Source organism: Nocardia donostiensis (assembly GCF_002081715.1).
Lineage (GTDB): Bacteria > Actinomycetota > Actinomycetes > Mycobacteriales > Mycobacteriaceae > Nocardia > Nocardia donostiensis.
Map to the genome: position 1 here is coordinate 71632 of NZ_MUKP01000006.1, position 22221 is coordinate 93852.

General features: G+C 64.6%; 20 protein-coding genes and 1 pseudogene. 9 read left to right on the forward strand and 12 right to left on the reverse strand.

Annotated features, from left to right (window positions below; genetic code table 11):
• Positions 1-333: 333 nt before the first annotated feature.
• Together B0T44_RS05890 and B0T44_RS05895 are read left to right on the forward strand one after the other, a co-directional pair.
• Complete coding sequence (locus B0T44_RS05890) at positions 334-588, forward strand: hypothetical protein (RefSeq protein ID WP_077115378.1); 255 nt, start codon at positions 334-336, stop codon at positions 586-588.
• Positions 585-2289: pseudogene (locus B0T44_RS05895) on the forward strand (class I adenylate-forming enzyme family protein). Before B0T44_RS05890 ends, B0T44_RS05895 begins: the two are co-directional and overlap by 4 nt.
• A gap of 77 nt (positions 2290-2366) precedes the next feature.
• On the opposite strand, the gene B0T44_RS26330 reads toward B0T44_RS05895, so the two are convergent.
• Together B0T44_RS26330 and B0T44_RS26335 are read right to left on the reverse strand one after the other, a co-directional pair.
• The gene (locus tag B0T44_RS26330) at positions 2367-2912 is read right to left on the reverse strand and encodes a hypothetical protein (RefSeq protein ID WP_139347694.1); all 546 of its coding nucleotides are present in this window, start codon (positions 2910-2912) and stop codon (positions 2367-2369) included.
• Positions 2913-2939: 27 nt separating this feature from the next.
• Positions 2940-3803: a hypothetical protein gene (locus B0T44_RS26335; protein ID WP_139347693.1), complete on the reverse strand. Its 864-nt coding sequence runs from the start codon at positions 3801-3803 to the stop codon at positions 2940-2942.
• A gap of 405 nt (positions 3804-4208) precedes the next feature.
• Here B0T44_RS26335 and B0T44_RS05905 point away from each other — a divergent pair, with 405 nt between their 5' ends.
• On the forward strand, positions 4209-4742 hold the full coding sequence (locus B0T44_RS05905; RefSeq protein ID WP_077115377.1) for an NUDIX domain-containing protein: 534 nt from the start codon (positions 4209-4211) through the stop codon (positions 4740-4742).
• Here B0T44_RS05905 and B0T44_RS05910 read toward each other — a convergent pair.
• On the reverse strand, positions 4729-6084 hold the full coding sequence (locus B0T44_RS05910; RefSeq protein WP_077115376.1) for an NsdA family TPR-like regulatory protein: 1356 nt from the start codon (positions 6082-6084) through the stop codon (positions 4729-4731). The genes B0T44_RS05905 and B0T44_RS05910 overlap by 14 nt on opposite strands.
• Positions 6085-6521: 437 nt before the next feature.
• Between B0T44_RS05910 and B0T44_RS05915 the strand changes: the two genes are divergently transcribed.
• The 4 genes from B0T44_RS05915 (at position 6522) to B0T44_RS05930 (ending at position 10375) form a co-directional block, all read left to right on the forward strand.
• Positions 6522-6824 carry a hypothetical protein gene (locus B0T44_RS05915; protein ID WP_342749233.1) on the forward strand — a complete coding sequence of 101 codons (303 nt, stop codon included), beginning with the start codon at positions 6522-6524 and terminating at the stop codon, positions 6822-6824.
• Positions 6825-6903: 79 nt separating this feature from the next.
• Entirely contained in the window at positions 6904-8283 is a 1380-nt protein-coding gene (locus tag B0T44_RS05920) for a hypothetical protein (RefSeq protein ID WP_077115375.1), read from the forward strand.
• An 8-nt stretch (positions 8284-8291) separates the two neighbouring features.
• Complete coding sequence (gene cyaB, locus B0T44_RS05925) at positions 8292-8864, forward strand: class IV adenylate cyclase (RefSeq protein WP_175647951.1); 573 nt, start codon at positions 8292-8294, stop codon at positions 8862-8864.
• A gap of 224 nt (positions 8865-9088) precedes the next feature.
• Entirely contained in the window at positions 9089-10375 is a 1287-nt protein-coding gene (locus B0T44_RS05930; RefSeq protein ID WP_077115373.1) for an SMI1/KNR4 family protein, read from the forward strand.
• A 60-nt stretch (positions 10376-10435) separates the two neighbouring features.
• Here B0T44_RS05930 and B0T44_RS05935 read toward each other — a convergent pair whose 3' ends face one another.
• The 3 genes from B0T44_RS05935 to B0T44_RS05945 all read right to left on the reverse strand — a co-directional run bounded on the left by B0T44_RS05935 (position 10436) and on the right by B0T44_RS05945 (position 12941).
• On the reverse strand, positions 10436-11041 hold the full coding sequence (locus tag B0T44_RS05935) for a dihydrofolate reductase family protein (protein ID WP_077115372.1): 606 nt from the start codon (positions 11039-11041) through the stop codon (positions 10436-10438).
• 253 nt (positions 11042-11294) lie between these two features.
• Positions 11295-11708, reverse strand: a complete 414-nt coding sequence (locus B0T44_RS27850) for a hypothetical protein (protein ID WP_245839735.1) — start codon at positions 11706-11708, stop codon at positions 11295-11297.
• Positions 11709-11768: 60 nt separating this feature from the next.
• The gene (locus B0T44_RS05945; RefSeq protein ID WP_254854144.1) at positions 11769-12941 is read right to left on the reverse strand and encodes a protein kinase family protein; all 1173 of its coding nucleotides are present in this window, start codon (positions 12939-12941) and stop codon (positions 11769-11771) included.
• A gap of 322 nt (positions 12942-13263) precedes the next feature.
• On the opposite strand from B0T44_RS05945, the gene B0T44_RS05950 reads away from it, so the two are divergent.
• Positions 13264-13482, forward strand: coding sequence for a hypothetical protein (locus tag B0T44_RS05950; RefSeq protein WP_077115370.1), 219 nt, complete (start codon positions 13264-13266; stop codon positions 13480-13482).
• Positions 13483-13767: 285 nt separating this feature from the next.
• On the opposite strand, the gene B0T44_RS26980 is transcribed toward B0T44_RS05950, so the two are convergent.
• The 4 genes from B0T44_RS26980 to B0T44_RS05970 form a co-directional block, all read right to left on the reverse strand.
• The gene (locus tag B0T44_RS26980; RefSeq protein WP_175647950.1) at positions 13768-13917 is read right to left on the reverse strand and encodes a hypothetical protein; all 150 of its coding nucleotides are present in this window, start codon (positions 13915-13917) and stop codon (positions 13768-13770) included.
• A gap of 218 nt (positions 13918-14135) precedes the next feature.
• The gene (locus B0T44_RS05960; protein ID WP_254854143.1) at positions 14136-15692 is read right to left on the reverse strand and encodes a multicopper oxidase family protein; all 1557 of its coding nucleotides are present in this window, start codon (positions 15690-15692) and stop codon (positions 14136-14138) included.
• Positions 15689-16069: a hypothetical protein gene (locus B0T44_RS05965; RefSeq protein WP_077115369.1), complete on the reverse strand. Its 381-nt coding sequence runs from the start codon at positions 16067-16069 to the stop codon at positions 15689-15691. Before B0T44_RS05965 ends, B0T44_RS05960 begins: the two co-directional genes overlap by 4 nt.
• Positions 16066-17187: an amidohydrolase family protein gene (locus B0T44_RS05970; RefSeq protein WP_077115368.1), complete on the reverse strand. Its 1122-nt coding sequence runs from the start codon at positions 17185-17187 to the stop codon at positions 16066-16068. The genes B0T44_RS05965 and B0T44_RS05970 overlap by 4 nt, the downstream gene beginning before the upstream one ends.
• A gap of 186 nt (positions 17188-17373) precedes the next feature.
• On the opposite strand from B0T44_RS05970, the gene B0T44_RS05975 reads away from it, so the two are divergent.
• A complete protein-coding gene (locus tag B0T44_RS05975; RefSeq protein WP_077115367.1) occupies positions 17374-18285 on the forward strand; it encodes a sigma-70 family RNA polymerase sigma factor in 912 nt (303 codons plus the stop codon).
• 1745 nt (positions 18286-20030) lie between these two features.
• On the opposite strand, the gene B0T44_RS05985 is transcribed toward B0T44_RS05975, so the two are convergent.
• Positions 20031-21314, reverse strand: coding sequence for an erythromycin esterase family protein (locus B0T44_RS05985; protein WP_077115365.1), 1284 nt, complete (start codon positions 21312-21314; stop codon positions 20031-20033).
• 81 nt (positions 21315-21395) lie between these two features.
• Complete coding sequence (locus B0T44_RS05990; RefSeq protein ID WP_077115475.1) at positions 21396-22043, reverse strand: CatB-related O-acetyltransferase; 648 nt, start codon at positions 22041-22043, stop codon at positions 21396-21398.
• Positions 22044-22221: the final 178 nt, after the last annotated feature.

Genomic DNA, 22221 nt, shown 5'->3' on the forward strand with positions numbered 1-22221 from the left:
GCATGAGGCGGGGCTCCCACACTGCGACAGTACTTCCGGAGAGCGCCAATCGGATTGCGGCCACCGTAAGCGATCCGACCGGAAGTCCGCAACCCGGCGCGAGGCTGGTTGCGCTGTCGGGGCGTGGGTTCCACCACCGCCTGTTCTGCTGAAAACTTCTGTCCAGCAATCCCACTGGCGGCTGTTGCGGATGCCGGCATACCGCGATCAGGGCCCAGGCCCTCGGCACCCCCGGCGGCTGGGGTCACCACCGACGAGCAGATGGAATCGTGAGGCTGGCGTATCCCGTTCCTGCTGGCCCTCCCCCTCGCCTACGTCTGCCTCCGCGTCCGGATGAAGCTCGAGGACACCCCCGAATTCGAGGAGATGACCGAGAAACAGCAGGTCACCAAGAGCCCGCTGCTCGACACCGTCACCAAGAACCCGTGGTCCGTCGCCCGCGGCACCGCCCCCTACGTCGCCGCCCAACTCGTCGAATCGACCGGCAACGCGATGTCCCCCGCCTACTGGGTGGTGGGCGTCTGCGCCATCGGCCTGCTCACCGTCGCCACCATCCGCGAAACCAGCCGCAAGGAACCCCCTGCATGACCACCGGTAACACCGGGGAAGCCCCGTCCGCCGCATTTGATGAGGGTGCGGCGGGCGGGGCGTCCCGCCCCCAAGAAGAGCTCGGCACTCTCGTGGCGGCCTGGCACGACCGGGTCCGGCACGAACCCGACGCCCCCGCCCTCGTCTACTTCGACACCACCCTCACCGTCCGCGAGGCCGACGACCTCGCCACCGCCCTCACCACCGCCCTCGCGGCCGCCTTCGCCGACCGCGGCGTGAGCCACGGTGAACGGGTGGGGCATCCACCTCCAGAACATCCCGCAATACGCGCTCGCCCTGCTCGCCCTCTGGAAACTCGGCGCGACCGCCCTCCTGCTCAACCCGATGTATCGCGGCCGCGAACTCCGCGAACTGGTCACTGGCGCAGAACCGGTCGGGATCATCACCACCGACCGCGATGTGCGGCAGGTCCGGGAGGACGTCGAGGGCACCACACCCGGCTGGGTGCTCGGCACCGCGGAGTCGGACCTCCAGTCCCGCAACGACCCCCGCGTCTTCAAACCCGAAACCACCCCTGCCGACGAGAGTTCCGCAGACCTACTCACTTTGGCCCACGAATACACCGGCCGGAAACCCCCGACGATCCAGGTACACGGCGACGACCTCGCTTTCCTCGCCTACACCTCCGGCACCACCGGCCCGCCCAAGGGCGCCATGAACTCGCACGCCAACGTCCGCGCGGTAACCACCAGCTTCGCCGAACTCGCCGGCATCACCCCCGGCGACGTGGTTTACGCCCTGGCCCCGCTGTTCCACATCACCGGCGCGGTCGTCATCGGCGCCCTCGCCCTCACCGAACGCACCTCCCTGGTCTTCACCAGCCGCTTCACGACCGACGTAGCCGTCGACGCCCTCCGCGAACACGGCGTCACCTACACCATCGGCTCCATCACCGCCTTCAACGCGATGATGAACTCGGAATACGCGGCGGCTGAACACTTCTCCACCATCAAAACGCTGTACAGCGGGGGTGCGCCGGTCCCACCGAGCACGGTTGCTCGCTTCCAAGAACGGTTCGGCCACTACATCCACAACGCCTACGGCATGACCGAAACGTCCTCGGCAGTCACTGCGGTCCCGCCGGGAACCAGTGCCCCGGTCGATCCGGACAGTGGCACCCTGTCCATCGGCCTACCGCTCCCGGGAGTAGACGTCGATGTCGTTGACCCCGACGGCAACCCGGTCCCGCCCGGCGGCCAAGGCGAACTCGTAATCACCGGCCCACAGGTCATCCGCGGATACTGGCGCAAACCAGAAGAATCCGAGGCCGCCCTACCCGAGGGACGCCTCCGGACCGGCGACAGCGCGATCGTGGACGAGCAGGGCTGGGTCTACCTGGTCGACAGGATCAAAGATCAGATCAACGTGTCGGGGTACAAGGTGTGGCCACGCGAGGTCGAGGATGTCCTCTACGAGCATCTGGCAGTGCTCGAAGCAGCGGTTATCGGTATTCCGGACGAATACCGCGGCGAGTCTGTCGCCGCCTATGTTTCGTTAAAGGTTGGGCACCGTGTCCACTCCGACGAGTTGATCTCGTTCACCCGAGACCGCCTGGCGCCCTATAAGAGGCCCCGAATCGTCGAACTCGTTGAGGACCTACCGAAAACACAGACCGGCAAAATTCGCCGACGAGCCCTACGCGATCAAATAAGCGTGTCCAGATACCGCACATCGGAATGACCAGCAAGATAAGTCTCCACAACCGACTGCTGTGAATGCCGAATACATATATGGCCGAAATGGCAAGAGGTGACCGATTAGGAAAATGGACTGCCGAACCTCTCGGTTCTTTCTACTTGCCGCGCAGCAGAATCGTCCACTCTTACCAACTCCAACAGGAGGCGCATTATCCATACCGAACGGATCGAACTATGAATCAGTAGCATAACTCCAAACTCAAAAAGAAAGCTGGCCACAAACCGGAAGCCAATGGATTCTAGAAACGAGGCCACCAAAGAACCACCAGCCGCCAAGAAAGCCCAAGAGATGATGGAAATCCAGTTTGAAACCATACGCGCGCCTGCTTGGATTCGGAAGTTTCGGAACAGGCGCGACGAAGGGGTTAGACCAAAAACGATAATTACCCCAGCGAAGCCAGCATAGATGGCACCAACGGAAGCCACACCGAGATAAACACTGACAACCACGCTGGACTCGACCTTGCCAGCGTTCGGCGGAAGAATCCAAGGCCATCCAAGCGAACGCGCAACTATCGCGTGACTCGCCGCCACTACGACAATCACACCGGTGACAACGCCTGGCCAATCGCCAACAAAGTTCCAGATCTTTTTTAACCCCGGCATGGACTTCCGCTCAACTCTAAGGTGCCATTATTGTATTGGCAGATTATTTTGCAGATATATGCGGGAGGCTTCTCTCAGCGCCGCTGTGACCACATCAGCAGTCTGTACGATTTCCGAACTTTCACCTACTGGCACTCGGTACGAAACCCGATCTTTAAAAAAGTCAATCTGGTCCCGCACAACATTGCCTCCCTCGTCCGTTCGAAGCACGGTAGCCTCGGCACTCTTGGCAGCATTCCATCGCAGCACCTGCCGAATTTGGTCTACCATCTTGACACCGGCACCATGCGTCGGGGTTGAATTTCCGTAGCTCCACTCGAACGTCATCGTCGCACCTGTGCCCAAACTTTCGTAGGCATCTTTGATAGCGCCTGAAATCGTTCCATTGGAATCGGTCGGGTGCCTATCCTTATCGAGCTTTACCGAGAACTTAGCCACGCTCTCAGCTTGCGCGAGCCGTTCCATTTGATCATTGCGCACGACCGGACGAAGCTCTATCGCGTCTCTTCCAAGATCGTCCCGCAGAACGCGGGTTATCCATGTCTCGACTGCAGAGATGGTGGCGCCACCACTAGCACGTAACGTAGCTACGACATTGTAGGGTTTACGGACGCAGTACAAGTAGCACGGTTCCACCAGCCGCCCTCCGTCCTCCAGCACCAATGGCTGTTCATCGTCATCGCCAACTGAACTATCGGGGTAGTCAATTGTTTCTCTCGTTTTTCCCAAGTACAGATAGTCGACTGATGTGAACAAGCAATGCCGCGCAGCGCCCCGGTACTGTATACCCCTTATTGTTGTGAATTGCTCGTCAGATTCCAGTGCAGAAACCTTGGAATGAAGCTCCTTCCAAAAACCGGTCTGAAGTTCCACCTCGGTACCATCAGGCATAACGCGCACTGGATCGAAGAAGTGTACTGTTCGTTTTTCGGGCCTGTCATCGTAGGGACCTCATCCCTCCTGGCTTCCTGGGAAGCTCATCTCTGAATCTTTGCACAGGACACCGACAAGTTCGGCCGCGCGGCATCCTGTGTCACCCTGTCGGTTCAAGCGACGGCGGCGTTACCGATCGGCCGGGAAGCAAGAGTATTTGGCGCGGTTCGAACTCGAAGCGGGATGATGGTGCCGCACACGTTGAGACCGCTACACAAGCGGGTAGCAGGGGATATACAGCCTGATCAGCTCATGTGCTCCTCAGCCCACTGCTGGTCACGTACCGGCCGCACTCGACTGCGTTTCTTGTGACGGTGTCCGTACACATCTGCCTCCGGGTCCGGTTCCGCTACCGTCGAGGAGGTGAGCGATACCCAGTGGACGATCCTCGGTGAGCATCTGGTCGACGAGAACCGGCACATTCGGCTGTCCACAGCCGACATTCGTCTCCCGGACGGAGTGGAGTTCACCCAGTACGTTGCCCGGATGCCTCGATGTGCGATGACATTGGTGCTCAACGCCAACCGCGAGGTTCTGCTGATGTACCGGCACCGGTGGATCATCGACCAGTGGGTGTGGGAGCTACCGGGAGGGTACGTCGACCACGCCGAAGATATCGCCGCCGCGGCTGCCCGTGAGGTCGAAGAGGAAACGGGCTGGCGTCCGCTCACGATGGAACACCTCGTGACGTATCAGCCTGCGATCGGCACCTTGGACCACCCCCAGGAGATCTACTTGGCCCGCGGTGCCGAGCTCACCGAGACCCCACCGGACATCAACGAGGCCGAGACCATCCGGTGGGTACCACTCGACAAGGCGGTCGAGATGATCTCCCGCGGAGAGATCGTCGGCGCAGCGACCGTGGTTGGCGTGTATCGGGCACTCACACTGACCTGACATTGGCTACTCGATCACGGAACTCCTCCACCGCTGGAATATCGCGATAGGGAGCGAGTCGTGCCCGCACGTCTCGCAGATAGGCGCCGGTTCGGCGGGACTCCACAGTTCCGGACAGTTCGAGCGCCTGGGTACCAATCCGAACAGCTTCGTGCGGATCCTCGGGAGTGAGGCTCGACGCGAGCAAGCACAGGTTGAACACCTTTCCCCGCTGGTACCCGTCACTCATATCGAGAGAGCGCCGTGCCAGCACGGCAGCACGATCGTTTTCACCCAGGTCCCGAAAGCACTGGCCGGCTTTGGCCGACATATACGCCGAGTCGAGATATGCCAGCCATGTAGGACGAACGGGACTGTCCCGGTCGAATGCGCCCTCGGCCGCGTTCAACGAGCCCCCGCAGGATCGTGCATCGGAACGAGCGGCGTGGCCGTGGGCTTCTACCATGTGGCATCCGGCTTCCAACGCGGGCAGGCCGGCCGAGCGCGCCGCGATCTGCGCCGCGCGTGCGAGGTCCACGGCGTCGCCGGGCCGACCCACGTAGGTCGCCTGATGACTCATCGCCGCGAGAATCTCCGCACCCAGCGCGGCATCACCGGCTGCTCGTGCCATCCGCAGTGCCTGGATCAGATACCGTTGCGCCAGGCCGTGTTCCTCGAGATCGTAGGCAGCCCAGCCCGCAAGTTTCGTGAGTTCGGCCGTAACAGCGAACAGACGGCGGCCGACCTCCTCGGTGTAGCTGCCGCGCAGCAGCGGGGCAACCGACGTATGCAAGTAGTGCACGACTGTGGAGCGCACCTTTCCGCCTCCGACCTGATTATCGAGGTCACGGAACGCGGTGGTCATGGTCCGCACGGCGTCGATATCGGCCACTCCTACGCGGCGGAACCCGGCGGAAGAGACGGGGTGTTCGCGACCTGGCAGGGTCAGCCAGCGCATGCTCGCGATCGGGTAGACCGCAACGGCGTATGCCGCGCCTTCCAGGAACCGGCGACGCTCCACATCGCTCCTCCACAACTCGGTCACGGAGGCGGTGGCCTCCGAGAGGCTCAACGAAAACTCCAATCCCAGGTCTGCCGATTCGCTGGCGGACATACCACAGTCGAAGGGCGTAATTCGACGCCCGCATAGTTCGGTGAGAACCTCTGCGATCAAATTCGGACCAGGCGGCGTCGGACGCTCGCCGGCGAGCCATCGACCTACCGATGTGTGGTCGTAGCGCAGCTCGATACCCACCGCGCGGCCACGCTCGACAACTCGGCGCGCCAAACCTTTCCGGCTCGAACGAGTTTCATCGAGCAACTCGGCCAGCTGATGGTTCGGTTGTTTGGGGTGACGTCCCATAATCGGAGTGTGTCACGGTGATTGCGCCCATGACGACGGTTGGCGACTTCTGCACACCCCCCATGCACACACCTGTCCGGCCAGCACGTCTTATTTGCCGACGCTATCCGCGATGAGCTGGAAACTACTACCGACCTCAGACGCTAGGTGACAAGAATGTCCAAACTTGCGACTGCTCAGCCTTTGAACACATTTCCAGCGCAGATACTGTGCGCCGTGCCCATCGGCTCGAAACTGTCCGTCGAACGACTCGCCCTCGCAACTCGAATGCCGGAGCGCGCCGTCCGCGCGGCGATCCGTTCCGGTTACGGCGGGTTCCTCGTCAATGGCGTCGAGCTTTGCCCCAGAGCTTGGCAGATAACCCCGCTCACCGATCTGTGCTCCGAGATGCCCGCCGGGCGAACCAGGCTCGGAGTTCCTACGAACGTGGCCGCGTCATGATGCCCCTGATCGCGTTCGGCTGGATCGACTATGACATCAGCCGTGCACCCGAATGGGATCGCGCCCAGATCCACCGCTTCTCCCGCCACCTCGGGTACCACCTCGTGTGGCCCGACGAACGGTCGGTGCTCCGGGTGGCCGACCAGGCACGCAATGCCCGCGCCGACCTGGTGATCCTGCCAGCGCCCGACCACCTGAGCCCGCTCGAACTCAACGCGGTCATGGACGTGGCCGACGTGGAAACAGTGGTACCCCGACTCAGCTTCGCCCGCTGGGCGTCCGCGAAGGTGTGCCCATGAGCGCGCCGGTGGCAGTTGGCTTCGCCATCGCGATCGGGCTACCGCTGCTGGTGATCGCGGCGACGATCTGGTGGCCGTAATGATCGGAGCACCGAACCACTTCGCGCGCGAGTACAAGTCGGCCGCAACCTATCTCGACGTCGCCGCCAACGACCACGGTGACGAGAAAGGGCTACTCGTACACCGGGCATTACGGCGCATCGAATCAACCGAACCGCATATCGTCGAGATCGGCCCGGGTGGTGGCGCTGCCGTCGACTACCTCGCTACGCGGGCAGCGGAGGATCCACGCCCTGTTCGACTCACACTGGTGGAAGCGCCCGGCGTCTCCTCGGCCTCACTCACGGACGCGATCGCGCGGTTCAACGCGGTCGGGTCGTGCGTGCTGGTGCACGGATGGGCTCAGGACATCGGGCGACTGTTGCGCGAACCGGTCGACGTGATCAGCGCGTCCGCCCTGATGCATGAGGTCTACTCCTACGGTGGCGCCTACTCCGGATTGCACACCTTGATGCGGACGCTGCCGACCGTGCTCCATCCCTACGGTTACTTCGTCTACCGCGACGTCTACGCCGTCGCCGCGCCGAGTCTGCACGAGCGGGTCGTGCAATCCTACAGCTCACAATCCTGGTTGCAGTTCTGGCGCATGTTCGTCCCGCACTACCTGCGTGAAGGAACCCATCCCTATCACCATCACGACGACGAGGTCGTTGCCCGCCAGAATTCGCGTATTGTGCCGGTGGCCGAACTGGATACCCGGGTGTGCGCGGTGATCGAAGCGCCGGTCGGGCTGTTCCGCGAGGTGCAACGGCACTACATCACCTGCCGCGACCATGTCTGGCGTTCCGGGGTCCTCGGGTTTCGGCCGGTTCTCGACGGGCCACTGTCCGGAGATTGGATCGACTTCCGGACGGGCCACAAACGAGTGCACTACACCCTGACGGAATCGGACCGGATGCCGGCGATGCAACGGGCGAACGTCCTCGCGGTGAGTGAACCGTTCGACGATCATCATGTGATCGACGGAGATATCTTCGACGCCGTCAGCGACGTAGCCCTGATGGCGTTCATGTCCGCGGCCGAACAGGGCGGCGACGACTGTGTCCGATCCTGGGATTCGTGGTTGACCCGGGAAGGCCGCGAGACCTACGCCTACCTCACCGTCGACGAGCTGCTTTCCGCGTTCGCCGTGCACTCGATCAACGCCCATCCCGACCAAGACCTGGTCCTGATGCCGGTCTCGGCCGATGATGTGTTCACCCGCGACCGGCGCTACTACAACCGATTCCTCACCCACCGCCTATCGAACCCGCTGGTCGACGCGAAGCAGATGGTGCTGTTCCAGAACATCCCGCTGAGCGACACCGAAACCCTGCAACGCGCTCTCGGCACCCTGCAAACGATCTGCTCGAAGCCGACACTTGCTCGACTGCACACGGCAATTCACTGGAAAGGATGATCCCCCGCATGGACCTGATCGAGGTCGAACGCAAGCGCGAACTCGCCGACAGCGAAGCCCTGCAGCGGCGCCTCGCCGAACTCGGCTATCGCGAAATCAGTTCGCTCACCGAAGTCGACACCTACTACAGCAGGCCCGACGTCGACTACATGGAAACCGTGGAATGCCTACGGGTACGGCATCGCGACGGGTCGGCCGAGATCACCTACAAGCCACCATCCAGCACAGTCACCCATTCGGAACATGGTGTCATCGCGAAGCGGGAAATCAACGTTCGGCTCGCCGACCCCGGCCAGGCAGGCGCGGCGAACGCACTGCTCGAGGCGATCGGACTGATCGAACTTGTCCGAGTCGACAAGGCACGCACCACCTATCGCCGTCCAGGCCATGACGACACGACCATAAGTATCGATATCCTCGCCGGTGTCGGCTCCTTCGTCGAAACCGAGATTCTCGCTTCCGACAGTGACAGCGCAGCTGCATATCTCGAGGACATCGAACAGGAGGTCGGCATTTCTGCTGACCCGATCGTGCGCCTCCCCTATCGGGACCTGGTGATGCGTGCACACTCGACAGCATGACCGATACCGCAAGCAGCTGATCAGAGCGTCGCACACGCCTTCACTTGCCGGCATCCTCTCTCGCCTCGCGTGTCTGTTCATCCGGTGTCGGGGCAACTCCGGAAGGCGCTCGATGCGGCAGTTGCGGGCATGGCGAAGCAGGGCCGGAGTAGTAGCTACTCTCACCACGATATCGGCCTGCACGCATGTCGAACTTGTCGGCGGCTACTCGTAGCGTTCGTGGAATGGACTGGAAACCGTGGCTGGAGCTGTGGAGCGAGGAACGGATCACCGCCAGTGATTCCGGTGAGCTGGATCCCGAGGTGGTGCGGCAGCGCTGGCTCGGTTACGCCCCGGCCGCCGAGGCCGACGTCGCGGCGGTCGAGGAGCGACTCGGCGTGAAGTTGCCGCCCTCGTATCGCAGCTTCCTGCTGACCACCGATGGATGGCGTCATGCCGGGGAATTCGTGTGGCAGATGCGTGACACCACCGATCTGGGGTGGCTGCATGACCTCGAACCGGTCTGGGAGTCGTGGGCCGACCTGCTCACCGATGCTCCGGTCGACGCACCGGGTAACCCGTTCGCTCGCGGACTGTTGATCTCGCTTCACGCCGACGCCGGGGTTCTGTTCCTCGACCCGGCCGACCGTGACGAGACCGGCGAGTGGGCCGCCTACAGCGTGTTTTCCTGGGCTGAGTTTCCGCGGCGGTACCCGTCGTTCACTGCGCTCATGGAATCGCTGTATCAAGGCTTTCATCGGCTGCGCCGGCCGGCGGGCAAGACTCGTGACAGCTGGGATCTGGTGGTGGAGCAGGCTCGGGGCGAGGCTCTTTCCGGGAATATCGACACAGCGATGGTGGCCCTGGAAAAAGCCCAAGAGTTCGGGCGACCACGCGCCACAGTCCTCCGAGTCCAGCTCCAGATGTTCCTCGCCGCTTCCTCCCCCTACGAGGCCTCCCGGCTTCTTTCGCAGCTGCTGTCCCCGGAGTCCGTCCCGGACGGATTCTTCACCGGTTCACTGTTCACCGAAGAATTCCTGCCGTGCGTGTTCCTGCAACACACGCATAAAGAACCCTGGTATGGCTCCGCGCTCGAGATTGCCCAGCACCAGGCAGACCGCGCACACACCGGGCACCGCGTAGCCCTCGAAATCGCCCGGCAACACGCCGAGGACGAGTCCTCGCAGTACTCCGCGCTCGAGGTTGCCCAGATCCTCGAAGTTGCCCAGAACGACAAAGGGTTCGAGATCGGACGTGCCATCGACGAGCACCGAACTCGGGCGCAGCAGCCCGGCTATCGCCTCACCTACGGAAACCAGGCCTTCGACACCGCGGTACGGAATGCGCTCACTGAACACCACTCCGACCCGACAGCCCTGTGGCAGGCACTCGAAGCCGCCATGGCGCACTGGCAGCCCCGCACTCCGGATCACATCGCCCCGGTCGCGCTGCTCGCCGACCCTGTTCTGGCGTACAGCCTCACCCCGGAACGCGGCCGCGCATTGTTGAGTCAACCGCGGAGTAGCCGCTGACCTCGCGAGCAACCGACCCCGCCGGACCGGCGGCGGGCCGTACCGGCGGACAGGGCGACGTCACGCAGGGGTGCCGAGCGGCGGGTGCTCGAGTACGCGGGGCTTGTACTCGACCAGCTGGATACGGCCGTCGAAGGTGCGGTGCTCGATCATCTCGAGGGCGACGTCCGGATAGCCGTCGTAGATGCGTTCTTCGCCCGTCGCCCCGGTGATCACCGGGAACATCACGACCCGGAAGCGGTCGACGAGCCCGGCTCGTAGCAGGGACCGGCACAGACTGAGGCTGCCGATCGTGCTGAGGAGCCCCGAACCACTCGACTTCATGGCGCGGACCGCCTCGACGGCGTCGTCGCGGACCAGCGTGGAGTTGGCCCACGTCAGTGGCTCCTCGAGCGAGGAGGAGAACACCACCTTGGACGCTTGCGTGAGCTCATCGACGGACGCCTCCTCTTCGGGCCTGAACTCGTCTTGGCCATCCGGGACCTCGCCGGCGGCGAAGCCCGACATCAGACGGTAGGTGTTCGCTCCCATCAGGTAGGTGACCTCGGGCTGCTCGCCGAGCCACGCGAGGTACTCCGGGCCCTCGAGGCCCCAGAAACCGGGCCATCCCACTCCCGATGCGTAGCCGTCGAGAGAGGTGATGAAGTCGACGAGAAGCTCCGACATTGCTGTGTCCTTTCCTAGATGTCACGAGCTTTGACCGACCGGGAGCCACAAACTCATCGGCCGCGCTGTGGGGTAACGAGAAACCCATCGTCTCGCCAGTACACCCCCGCCAAACTGCGTTGCGGAGCACTCGACGTGCGCCCAGCATGCCTTCGCGCCCGCGCCCTGCGAGGCAAGGGCGGCGAGGTCGCCCGGGCAATCTACATCACCCCTGATCTTCTCCAACCCGGTGAATATTCCAGCAGCGTTCGAATCACTGTTGATGGTTACCCTGCGCTTCTCCAGATGTCCGATAGGGCATAAGAAGTGGTCCGGGTTTGCTTTTTCTGTTAGTAACCGAGAAGGCAAACCGGTTGAACTCACGCGGCGCCTTCGGTCCAGACCACAATCCACAGCCACTCCACGCTGCCGTGCCGCCAGCCTCGCCACCTCCCTCATCCCACACCGCGACCAGCCGATCAGCCAACCCGAGCAGCGCCGCGTTCGCAGCCTCGTATGCTTCCCGGCCGGCCTCCTCGTAATCCATTGCCCGACCCTCGGACGCACGCGCCACCAGCTCATCGAACACCAGTGCGTGATCAGGCTTCACTTTGGCTTCGCGGTAATTCCGGGACGGCAACACCACCTCGAGTCGCCCACCGGCCTCGAGCACCGCTTGCGCGAACACCGAATCGGCTCCTCGGGCAATACAGCTCACCAATTCCGCTACCACCCGCTTCCAGGTCTGTCACACGGGCTGAACGAGCACAGAGGCCTGGCCGCCCAGCAGGCGGCGGATCTCCTCGTCCGGATACGGGGTGCTCCGGCTCGCCTGCTGGAACGCACGCATGAACGCGGACATCGCTGCGGCGATCGGCGCGTGCCGGGTGAGGACCGTGGCGGCCTCCACAGGGATTCCCTCCGGCGGCTTGCCCTCGGCGAAGACGCGCACCATCATGGCGCGCGCCTCCCGGTCCTCCCGCCGGAGCCCGTACAAGGCGGTGACCAGCCAGTTCACCAGGTAAGTGGCGGTGTAGCCGCGGTCGTAGCTCTGGTTCTGGTCGAAGAACGCGGCCTCCTCCGGCGAGATGTCGAACCCGGAGGAGAGCGCCAGGCCGTAGTCGCCGAAGTAGAGGCGTTGACCGTCGGTCAGGATGTTCTCGAAGTGCGCGTCGAGATGCAGCAACCCACGGCTGTTCATGAACGCGATGCCGGCGGCCAGTTCCCGCTCCACCATGACGCAGGCCCGGTCGGTGGCCTCGTCACCCGCCTCGATCTGGGCGTTCAGCCACTCGTGCAGGTTCTGCGGGATGTACTCCAGGAACAACGCGATGCTCGCCGAAGAGTCCTGCAGGGCCTCGATCCGGCGGCGTACCTGCGGTCGACCGTCCCAGTAGGCGACAGCGCGATCGATGTCGGCCAGCTCCTCCGGCAGCGGTGTCGCATCCGGTAGTACCCGCCAGTGGTACATCAGCGGGAAGCCCTCGTGTTCGGCGGCGAGCACCCAGTTCGTCGTCATGATGTGCACGGCGAGCTCACGCCAGGCCCCGAAGCCCGGACCGCCGATGAGGCCGACACCGTACTGGCAGAAGAGCGGCACGTCGAACAGGTTCGCCGTGGACCGAGCGTGCTCCGGCTGCCGTTCCAGGTCGGTGAGGGGTACTCGCTTCACGAAGACCGGGGATCCGGAGACCTCCAGCAGCGCCGTCTTCCCGCCGATACCGGCGCCGATCGGCGCGGCCGCGTCCACGAGCTCGCGCAACGCGTTATCGCTGTGCAACGCCAGGGACGTGGAGAGAGCGCTGTGGGCGCGCAGGCGCGCCAAGCGCGACATGTCACGGGTCGTCGCCGCGTTGCGGGATATCGCCGCGTCAGGTGAACAGGACGTCACTGCGTCAGGGAAGTTCGCTGCGGCCTCCACGTGGAGCCGACCTCGATTCAGTCATGGCCACGCGGTCGTGCCGGCGGCCTCAGAACGGGCAGGAGGTCGGTCCGGGGTCACGCCCGACGGCTTGTCCTCCGAAACCGCACCCTACGTTACGACCTCCACGCGACGACTCCACATAGTGAGAGACGAGGCGTCAGATGTCGACCGGAAGCTACGGGGCCGCTGGCTTTCGGCATGTCGCCGCCCCGCAGAATCTCCAGATTCTCCGAGTCTCCTTCGCCATCTCGCCGCCATCCCCGACCAGTGGCGAGAGCTGACAGGTCCGCTGCGCAGCCACAGCGCCGCCGCCAAAATCATGGCGTCGCTGCTCACCACGCCCGTCATCACCGCAGAAGACGCCTCCGACCGGCTTCGGCTGAGCACAAGCAGGGCCTATACAGCCATCAAGCGCCTCCATGAAAGCGGAGTGATCCGGCCTCTGACGACCCGGAAGAGAGATCAGGTGTGGGGCGCCGGCCTGGTCCTCGACGAACTGGACGCGCTCGGAGCCCGCATCAAGAAGGCAGCGACCTGAGCCGTCGGCCTGCCTGCAACCTGCAGCAGGGACAATCCCGGCCATCGGCACTCCGGGCGCCGCCCTTCACGATGGTTGTTCTTCGCTTGTTGGTGTGCGGGAATGAGGACACCCATGGCCGAGACCGGCCCAGTCGCACACTGGGCGACCTGGTCGCGGTCATCGAACAGGCGACCGCCATCGACGTCGCCGTACTGGATGCGGGTCCGTACGAACACGGCCTGACGATGCGAAACCCGGTATGCGACGCCGTATTCATCGGCGTGGCGCGTACCCGGAATCCGATTACTCGCCCGAGCTATCAAGGCATACGAAGAAGTGCTGTCCGCGCAGGCAATCGCCACTCTGCGCGGTATCACGCTGGAAGCCGCCCAGGAAGAGTTGCGCGAAGCAGGTGTCGAGCCTGCCGGACAGCACATCCCCCGACAAATCCACGATGCGCGCTCTACACCCAGCTACACAGTCTCGACGGGCTGCCGCCGATCGAGAAAACCAGCCTTCTCACACTTCCCGCACTGGCCATAAGGTGCGTTGACACCTCGGCACGCACTGCTTACGCGACCAGTTGGTAACCCACATCCGCGAGGTGGCGAAAACCGGCAAATGATCGCATCGGTCAGCCGCCGCAAAGCTGGGATAGCCCCGCCGACGGACTACGTCACCACGAAGTCGGCCATCATCGCCATGTCCTCGTGTTCGAGATTGTGGCAGTGCAGCATGAACGGGCCGGGGTAGTCGGTGAAGCGGACCGCCACCTCGACGACTTCGGCAGGGCGGACGTCGACGGTGTCTTTCCAGCCTGCGTCGAAGGGGCCGGGTGGGCGGTTGTTGCGGGAGATCACCTGGAACGGGTCGAGGTGGACATGGACCGGGTGGTGGAAATCGGTGATAAAGCGCCAGATTTCGACGGTGCCCAGGCGCGGGTTCGCCAACGCACGGCCCGGTTCGTAGGGGGCGCCGTTGATCGACCACCCGACCGGGCCCAACTGGAACAAGAAGGTGCGTTCGGCGACGGCGGTGGTCGGGTCCAGGCGCTCCACGGGTGCGAGCTGATCGGGGATGGTGGTGTCGTCGTGTCGTAGTGGGCCGGTGACGTCGAAGCGCATGATGTCGGCAGCCGGTCCGGTGTCGAGGGTGTTGCGGAGCCGGACCGAGGTGCCGGGCGGGTAGGCGCCGAAGTCGATGATCACGTCGAATCGTTCGGCCGGGGAGATATCGATGTGGTCGTGCCGGATCGGTCGGTCGAGTAAGCCCCCGTCACTGCCGACCTGCACGAAACCGGTTCCAGGCGTGTCGAGAGCGAGCCGGTAGCGGCGTGCGTTGGAAGCATTGAGCAACCGGAATCGGTAGCGCACCGGCGACACCTCCAGCCGCGGCCACGGCGCGCCGTTGACGAGCACCACATCACCGAGGACGCCGTTCATGTAGGGGTCCGTGACACCGGGTGTGTGTAGGTCCGGGTCGATCAGCGGGTAGGCGAACGAGCCGTCGGCGGCAAAGGAACGATCGCTGATGAGCAGGGGGATGTCACGGTCGCCGCGCGGTAGCGGCAGGGCATCCTCGATGTCGTCGCCGACCAGGTGGAATCCGGACAGCCCACGCCAGACCGCCGGGCCGGTGAAGCTGTGCCGGTGGTCGTGGTACCACAGGGACGCGGCGCGTTGACGGTTCGGATACAGGTAGATGCGTTCGCCGTGGGCGAGCGCGCCCGTCGTGGTGGCGACCCCGTGGCCATGGGTGTGCTGGGGTGCGGTGGTCGAGCCGACCGGCAGGATCAGGTCCATCGGGTAGCCGTCGCTGTCGGCGGGTGTGTGCCCGCCGTGCAGATGCACCACCGTCGGGTGGGGCAGTTCGTTACGGTGGCGCACCGAGGTCGCCCGGCCGGACCTCGCCCGGATGGTGGGGCCAGGGAAGCTGCCGTGGTAGGTCCATGCTTCGGTGCGCATACCCGGCAGGATGTCGAGATATGCGGTGCGCTGGATGATCTCGTAGTGGTCGGTGGTCGCATCGGAAGCGACGGGAGCCAGTTCCGGTGGAATCGGTAGCCGCGCCCGAAACGGCTGCGGCAGGGGCACCGCGCTGGGCAGCAGCAATCCCGGCTCACCCGGTCGCACGATCTTCGGCACCGTCGACCAGCCCGCGGCGCCGACGGCGACAGCCGCTCCGACACCGGCCCCCGCGCGCAGGAATCCTCGCCTGCTGATACTCATCGCTGCCACCGCCACGCCCAGCTCACCAGCAGCGCCGTGCTGATGGACAATCCCACCGCGAGTGGAATATGCACCGCCAGCACCCGTTCCTCACCGAGCGGGATGAGCGCCGCCGCGATCGCCAACTGGAGCACTGCGGTCCGGGCGGGCCACGTCGGGCCACCCCCCTTGCGCCACAGCAGCACCGCGCACACGAGCTGACCGAAGAACACCAGTGCCACGAGTCCGCCGTTGCGGCTGTGCATCGCCAAGGCTTCGAAGTGCCCAGCCAGGAAACCGCCGGCCAGGGCGGCCTGGGCGAATACCAGCACCGCCGCCGCCGTCGCCGTCGCCCGGAACAGCGGCAGCGGCCATCGGGCGACCACGGCCGCGGTCATCGGCGGACCTGGCGCACGCCGCGCCGCCACACCTCGGCGATCGCGGAAGTGGCGGTGATATCCGTGGTCGGGTCCCCGTCGACGAGCAGCAGATCCGCACGCAAGCCCGGTGCGATGCGTCCTCGATCGGACAGCCCGAAGTGATCGGCCGTCCGGCTCGTCGCGGCCGTGAGCGCCTCCAGTGGGCTCAGCCCCACCCCGATCAGCAGCACCAGTTCCCGATGCAGACCCGAGCCATGGGCGGGGACGTACGGGGTCGCGTCGGTGCCGGCGAGCAGTGGCACGCCGGCCCGATACAGTGCCCGCGCCACCCGGATCGCGTCGGCGAACGAGCCGGGCACCGCGCAGTCGGCGGTGATCTCGCGCTGCCCGGTGATGGCCTCGAAGTACACGAGGGTGCTCACCACGAACACGTCCTGCGCGACGATACGATCGACCAGCTCGAGGGTTTGGTCGGTGAAATCGGTCCACACGTGTGCCAGCCCGTCGACGCCGGCATCGAGCGCGATTGTCACTTCGCGCTCGGTGATCGCGTGCGCGATCACCTGCAATCCCGCGTCATGGGCGTGGGTGGTCAGCGCTTGCGCGGTCTGCGCCGACAGCATCGGCAGTCCCGTGCCGTGCACGGCGCCGTCATCGATGACGATCTTCAGATAGTCGGTGCCCTCTGCCAGTCTGGCCTGCACGAAATCCGCCGCCTGTTCGGGGCCGGAGATGGTGTCGAACGGTGGCAGGTCGAGCGCGGCGATATCCGGTGCGGCCAGCAGTTGACTCGGATGTCCGCCCGGTGCGGTGGCCAGGGTGCCCGCGCTGCGGAAATCGGCGATATCGTCGCGCAGTTCAGCCGCCGCCCGCTGGGCTGTCAAGACCTCGGGGAGGCAGAACATGTCGAGCTCGGTCGTGACGCCGAAAGTGAGCGCGGCAGCCAGGTCGCCGTCGAAGATGTGGGTGTGGGCATCGATCAGTCCCGGCAACAGGGTGCGGCCGGTCCCGTCGATCTCCACATCGGCGGGAGCGTCGTCGGTGGCGACGATCCTGCTGTCATCGATGAGCACTGTGGTGCGGTCGATGCGCTGCTCGCCGTCGAAGACGCGGACATTGCTGATGCGGGTACGCATGGGAGCTCCTGGTAGGGATGGTGGGAAGGGATTTCGTCGGCTAGGAGCAAGCGATGTGGGCAGAATGTGACGCCGAGGTGGTGTTTTTGTGGGGTGAGTCACGGAATCCGGCGCACTTGTCACACTCGGCGTCGCCGCGGCCCTCTTGGTAGGAGGACCATTTCCTTGCCGGACCGGAGGACTGCCGTGAACGATGACATCGACAACGCGACCGAGACGTTCGTCGGCTACCGCGAGCTGCTGTTCTCGGTGGTCTACAACATGCTCGGCAGCGTCGCCGACACCGAGGACGTCCTGCAAGAGGTGTGGTTGGCCTGGCAGGCCCGCGTTCGCGGCGCCGAGCCGATCGACAACGTCCGTGCCTATCTCACTCGGGTGGCAGTGAACCAAGCGCTCGCCCGCCGGTCCACGCTGGCCCGGCGCCGGGAAGACTATGTGGGGCAATGGCTTCCGGATCCGCTGCTCGACCATGATGCCACCGCGGGCGACGGTGCGGCGAGCGTGCTGCGGACAGAATCGTCGTCGATGGCGATGCTGGTGGTCCTGGAATCGCTGACTCCGCTGGAGCGGGCGGTGTTCGTGCTCAACGAGGTCTTCGCCTACCCGCACACCGAGATCGCCGGCATGGTCGACCGCTCGCCCGCCGCAGTACGCCAGATCGCTCATCGCGCCCGAGCCCATGTACAGGCGCGCAGGCCACGCACCCAGGTGGACCCGCGGGTCCGCCGGGAGGTGACCGAGCGCTTCGTCGACGCCGCAATGGGCGGAGACCTCGAAAAACTACTCGCGGTGCTGGCCCCGGATGTCACCCTCTGGACCGATAGCGGCGGTGCCGGTGTCGCCACCTCTTTGCAGCCGGTCCACGGGAGGACCGCTGTCGCCGAGGTGTTCGTATCCGTTGCCGCGGCAGGCCTGGACGGTTACCGGGTGGGTTGGCGCACGGTCAGCGGCGATCCGTGCGCGGTGATTTTCGACGGTGACGCCCCATTGGCAATCGTCGTCCTCGATATCGCCCCCGACGACACTGTCATCGGAGTCTACTCGGTGACCAACCCCGCCAAGCTGACCCGGGTGAACGATCCGAATCCGGCTCGCTGAGCATGGAGCCGAGTGGACCGTGCTGATCCCCGTCATCGGCTGCTCGGGTCGGCCGCGACCACGACGTCTACGTCGTCGCCGAGCCTGGACCGCCGACCGTGATTCGGTGATGCCGTCGGCGTTACCTGGCGTCGCTCCACGCGGCGAGAACGGTCGCCGATTCCGGGAACGGTGCGGGCACGACATTCAGAATGCTGGGCGAGCTGCTCGGCCTGTTCCGCGCTCAGCGACTGGACTTAGTGTGCGCCTCGCCGGAAGCTGCTCTGCTCGGGTCCGGTGATGACCAGGCCTGGGTTTCGCCTGTGTAGTTCGGCGGCGATGTCGTCCAGAGATATCGGGCGCAGCAAGCGTTCCGGCACGGTCACCGGATGGCCGGCTAAGAGCTTGCCTATCGGGCCGTATATCCATCTGGGCCAATGGCTTTCGGCGAACTTCGGGCTGGGTTCGACGAGTTCGACGGACAGGTATCTCGTGTTGGGGTCAATTCTCGCTGTGACCACATGTACTCGCGATATCGCAGCCCATGGGATTCGTCCGAATGGCCTGAGCACCAGCCCATGATCGTCGACTGTCACAGCGGGCGAGGGACGGAGGAAGTAGCTCAGTCCGAGCAGAAGCGAGAGGGCACCCGCGACGATCGGAGCCACCACAGGGAACGTCGGCCTCGAGTCGACGGACATGGTCACGTGTAACAAGCAGCCACTCGCTATCCCGATCAGACCTAACACCACCATGGCTACGTGGACGCCCGACGAAGATCGAAATATCGTCGGTGGTGCTGAGTCTTCCTGATGCTGATCCACGGCCAGAACTGTAGTGGTCGTTGTCCAGAGAGTTCGCTCACCTGGGGATACCGACATCAACCTCGGCAACGTCTCGATCCATCAACTACGGCTGCGCCGCGTAGCGGCGCAGCCGTGCCTACTTCGAAACAGGCTGTCACAAGAGGGATCCCACCGGAGCAAGCTCGCCTGCAAGCCGCGATAATGCCGCAGCCCGGCCTCCGCGACACCGATCGGGGTCGCGACCCGAAACAGCTGCACGCGAGATCGAACAGCGCCACCGTGACCTGTCCCGCGCACGAGACAAGCACGCGAAGCACGAGTCGCCACACTGGTCGAACGCGGCGTGCCTGTCGATGCTGCCGCACTGTGGCTTTGGTGCAGCTCACCTCGCCTGCCCGCCAGCAAACCTCGTCTCGTTCCCGGAGATCGAACACCAGAACAGCGACTTCTCGACTTCGGCCTCACACCTGACATCGCCCGTGCTGCTGCCGAGGGACGAATACCTGAACCCGCGCCCACGCGCACGAGTCCCACGGCCGCGACCGCGGCATCGAACGATCTCGGTGAGAACCTGCCCCGGACGACGGCAGTCGCCGGACAGGAACTACCGCTGGTGTGACGTAGCCGTCTTCGTCGGTTTACAGCCGGGCCCAGAGCAGTCGCCGGTTGAATAGCCGGTGTTCATATCCACCGATTGCCCGTTGCCAGTTGATCTGACGTATTGCCATCATTCTGACGCACGCAGGGGTCTCTCGCCATTAACCTGACGCAGCTTCATCGTTCGGATCGGTGCTCGGGAGTTTGTGGCCGGTGGGTGCGGTCGCGGCAGTCGCGGCTGGTGATGCCTGCCGGGTGACGGCGAACTACGATGTCACCGGCCATGGCTGAGATCCGCTGGTATCGGCGAACTACGACGTCGCTGATGCGCGGGGACGCCCAAGGTCTCGGGAGTGCGGCTGGTCACTGTCCGACATCGTCGGCCACTGTGGAGGTCGCGGTGTTGAGTACGGCGTCGAAGGCGTCGAGGACGGGGACGTGGAGGTAGGCGCTCTGTAGCCGTGTGCGGTCGGGGGCGGGGCCGCTGGTGGCTTCGCGGCGTGCGCGGCGAAGATCGACGAAGCCGAGTCCGAGGCCTGCGTCGGTGAATGAGGCTTCGATGCTTCCTTGTTCGGGTCGCTGCAGTGGCGTTGGTTCGACAGCGAAGCCGAAGGGTGCGTTTTCGTCGGGGTGCATATCCGCGGTATGTCCTTCGGTGCTGGTCAGGCCGAGGGCAAAGTAGTCGTCGCCCAAGGCGCGGTGCAGGTAGTGCCCCATAGGGAATCCGGTCAGGTGCCCGTCGAAGGAGACCGGCTCCTTCTGGATGTGGGCGTTGTGGGCGGCCAGGACGACGCGGGCTCCAGGTTCACAACGTTGCAGATGCCACAGGACCGAGTCGGCCATATAGCTGTCACGGGCAGAGGTGTCGGCGGCGATCCCGGTTCCGGCAAAGAGGTTGGCCATGGCGCGGAAGCCGTAATCGGCGTTGACGGCAGCCTCGAGCTGACGGCGGGCGATGTCGTAGCCGCGCTGATCGCTGCGGGACACGTACAGCGGTTCGACGGCTCGGAAACGGATGAGCAGGCGTGCCAGGATCGCACTGAGCGCGTCCTGATCGGCGGCCGAGAGGCGGGTCCACGCAGGCGCGGCCGAGGCTGCGGAGGCGCCGGCGAAGGACGCGGCGATCCGTGTCGCCGTCTCGATCGCCGGCAGCGTCTGCGGATCGACCTCGCGCAGGTAGTCGGCGACCGGGCCCAGCGCGGGGAGCAGGGACCCGCCGGCCGCTGGGATATCGATACCGGCGAAGCGCACCGGCGTGGCTGCCGTGGCGTTGTGCCGGCGGATCCAGCGCAGCGGCTCGTCGACTCCCACCGGGATCGTCCCGGCCAGGTGGGCTGCCAGCTCGTCATCGGTGCCCGCACCCTGCGCCCAGGCGTCGAGGGGGAAGCCCTCGCTGAAGCCGTACTCGAAGGCCAGGACAGTGAAGCCGCAGCGTTGGACCAGGAAGCGCAGGATGCGCTGCCGCATCTGCGCGAACTCGGTGATGAAGTGGGAGTTCTCGCCGATCGCGACGACACGGGCCCCGCCGGTGACCTCGCGCAGCGGTTCCAGGTCATCGAGCGGGTCGTCGGGGTCGAGATGCGTCAGTGGTACGGCATGGTCGCGAAGCCAGCCGGAGAGTGGAGAGGGATTGGGCAATACGGGCATACAGTCACTCGATTCCGGGACGGTGCCGACTGGCGAAGGGGCAACGGTATGGGCGCGCGGGCCGCGTGGTGGTTACACCGCCTACGCGGGCACCGCTTTCTCCAGGTCGTCGATGGTGCCGGACATGATCGCGCGGACGTTCTCATTGATGTGCTCGATCGGCCAGTCCCACCAGGCTAGGGCCAGCAGGCGGTCGATATCGTCCGCGCTGAAGCGGTGGCGGATGAGTTGGGCCGGATTGCCGCCGACGATGCCGTAATCCGGGACGTCGGCAGTTACCACGGAGCCGGCGCCGACGATCGCGCCGTGGCCGATCCGTACTCCGGGCATCACCGTGACGCCGTATCCGATCCAGACGTCGTTGCCGACTACGGTGTCACCGCGATTGGGCAGGTCCATGAGCAGATCGACATGCTGTGACCACGCGCCGCCCATGGTAGGGAACGGGAAGGTCGACGGTCCGTCCATCCGGTGGTTGGCGCTGTTCATGACGAACCGCACGCCTGTGGCCAGGGCGCAGAACTTGCCGATGATCAGTTTCTCCGGACCGTAGTGGTAGAGGACATTGCGAGTTTCGAACGTGGTGGGGTCGTCCGGGTCGTCGTAGTAGGAGTACTCGCCGACCTCGATCAGCGGCGAGGTGACCAGGGGTTTCAGCAGTACCACGCGCGGCTGTCCTGGCATCGGATGCAGCACGGTGGGTGCGGTGACCGGGGGCTGTTCGGGCATGCGGAATCCGTTCTGTGAGTGGTTGTACGAAGGTTGTTGTCGATGATCGAGAATCAGGCCGAGGCCAGTGCGCGCATATCGAGCCGGGCACCACACCAGCGATCTCGAAGCCAGCGATCGTGGCCGACCACTACCAGAGCACCTCGATAGTCGGCCAGGGCGTCTTCCGAACCACCGC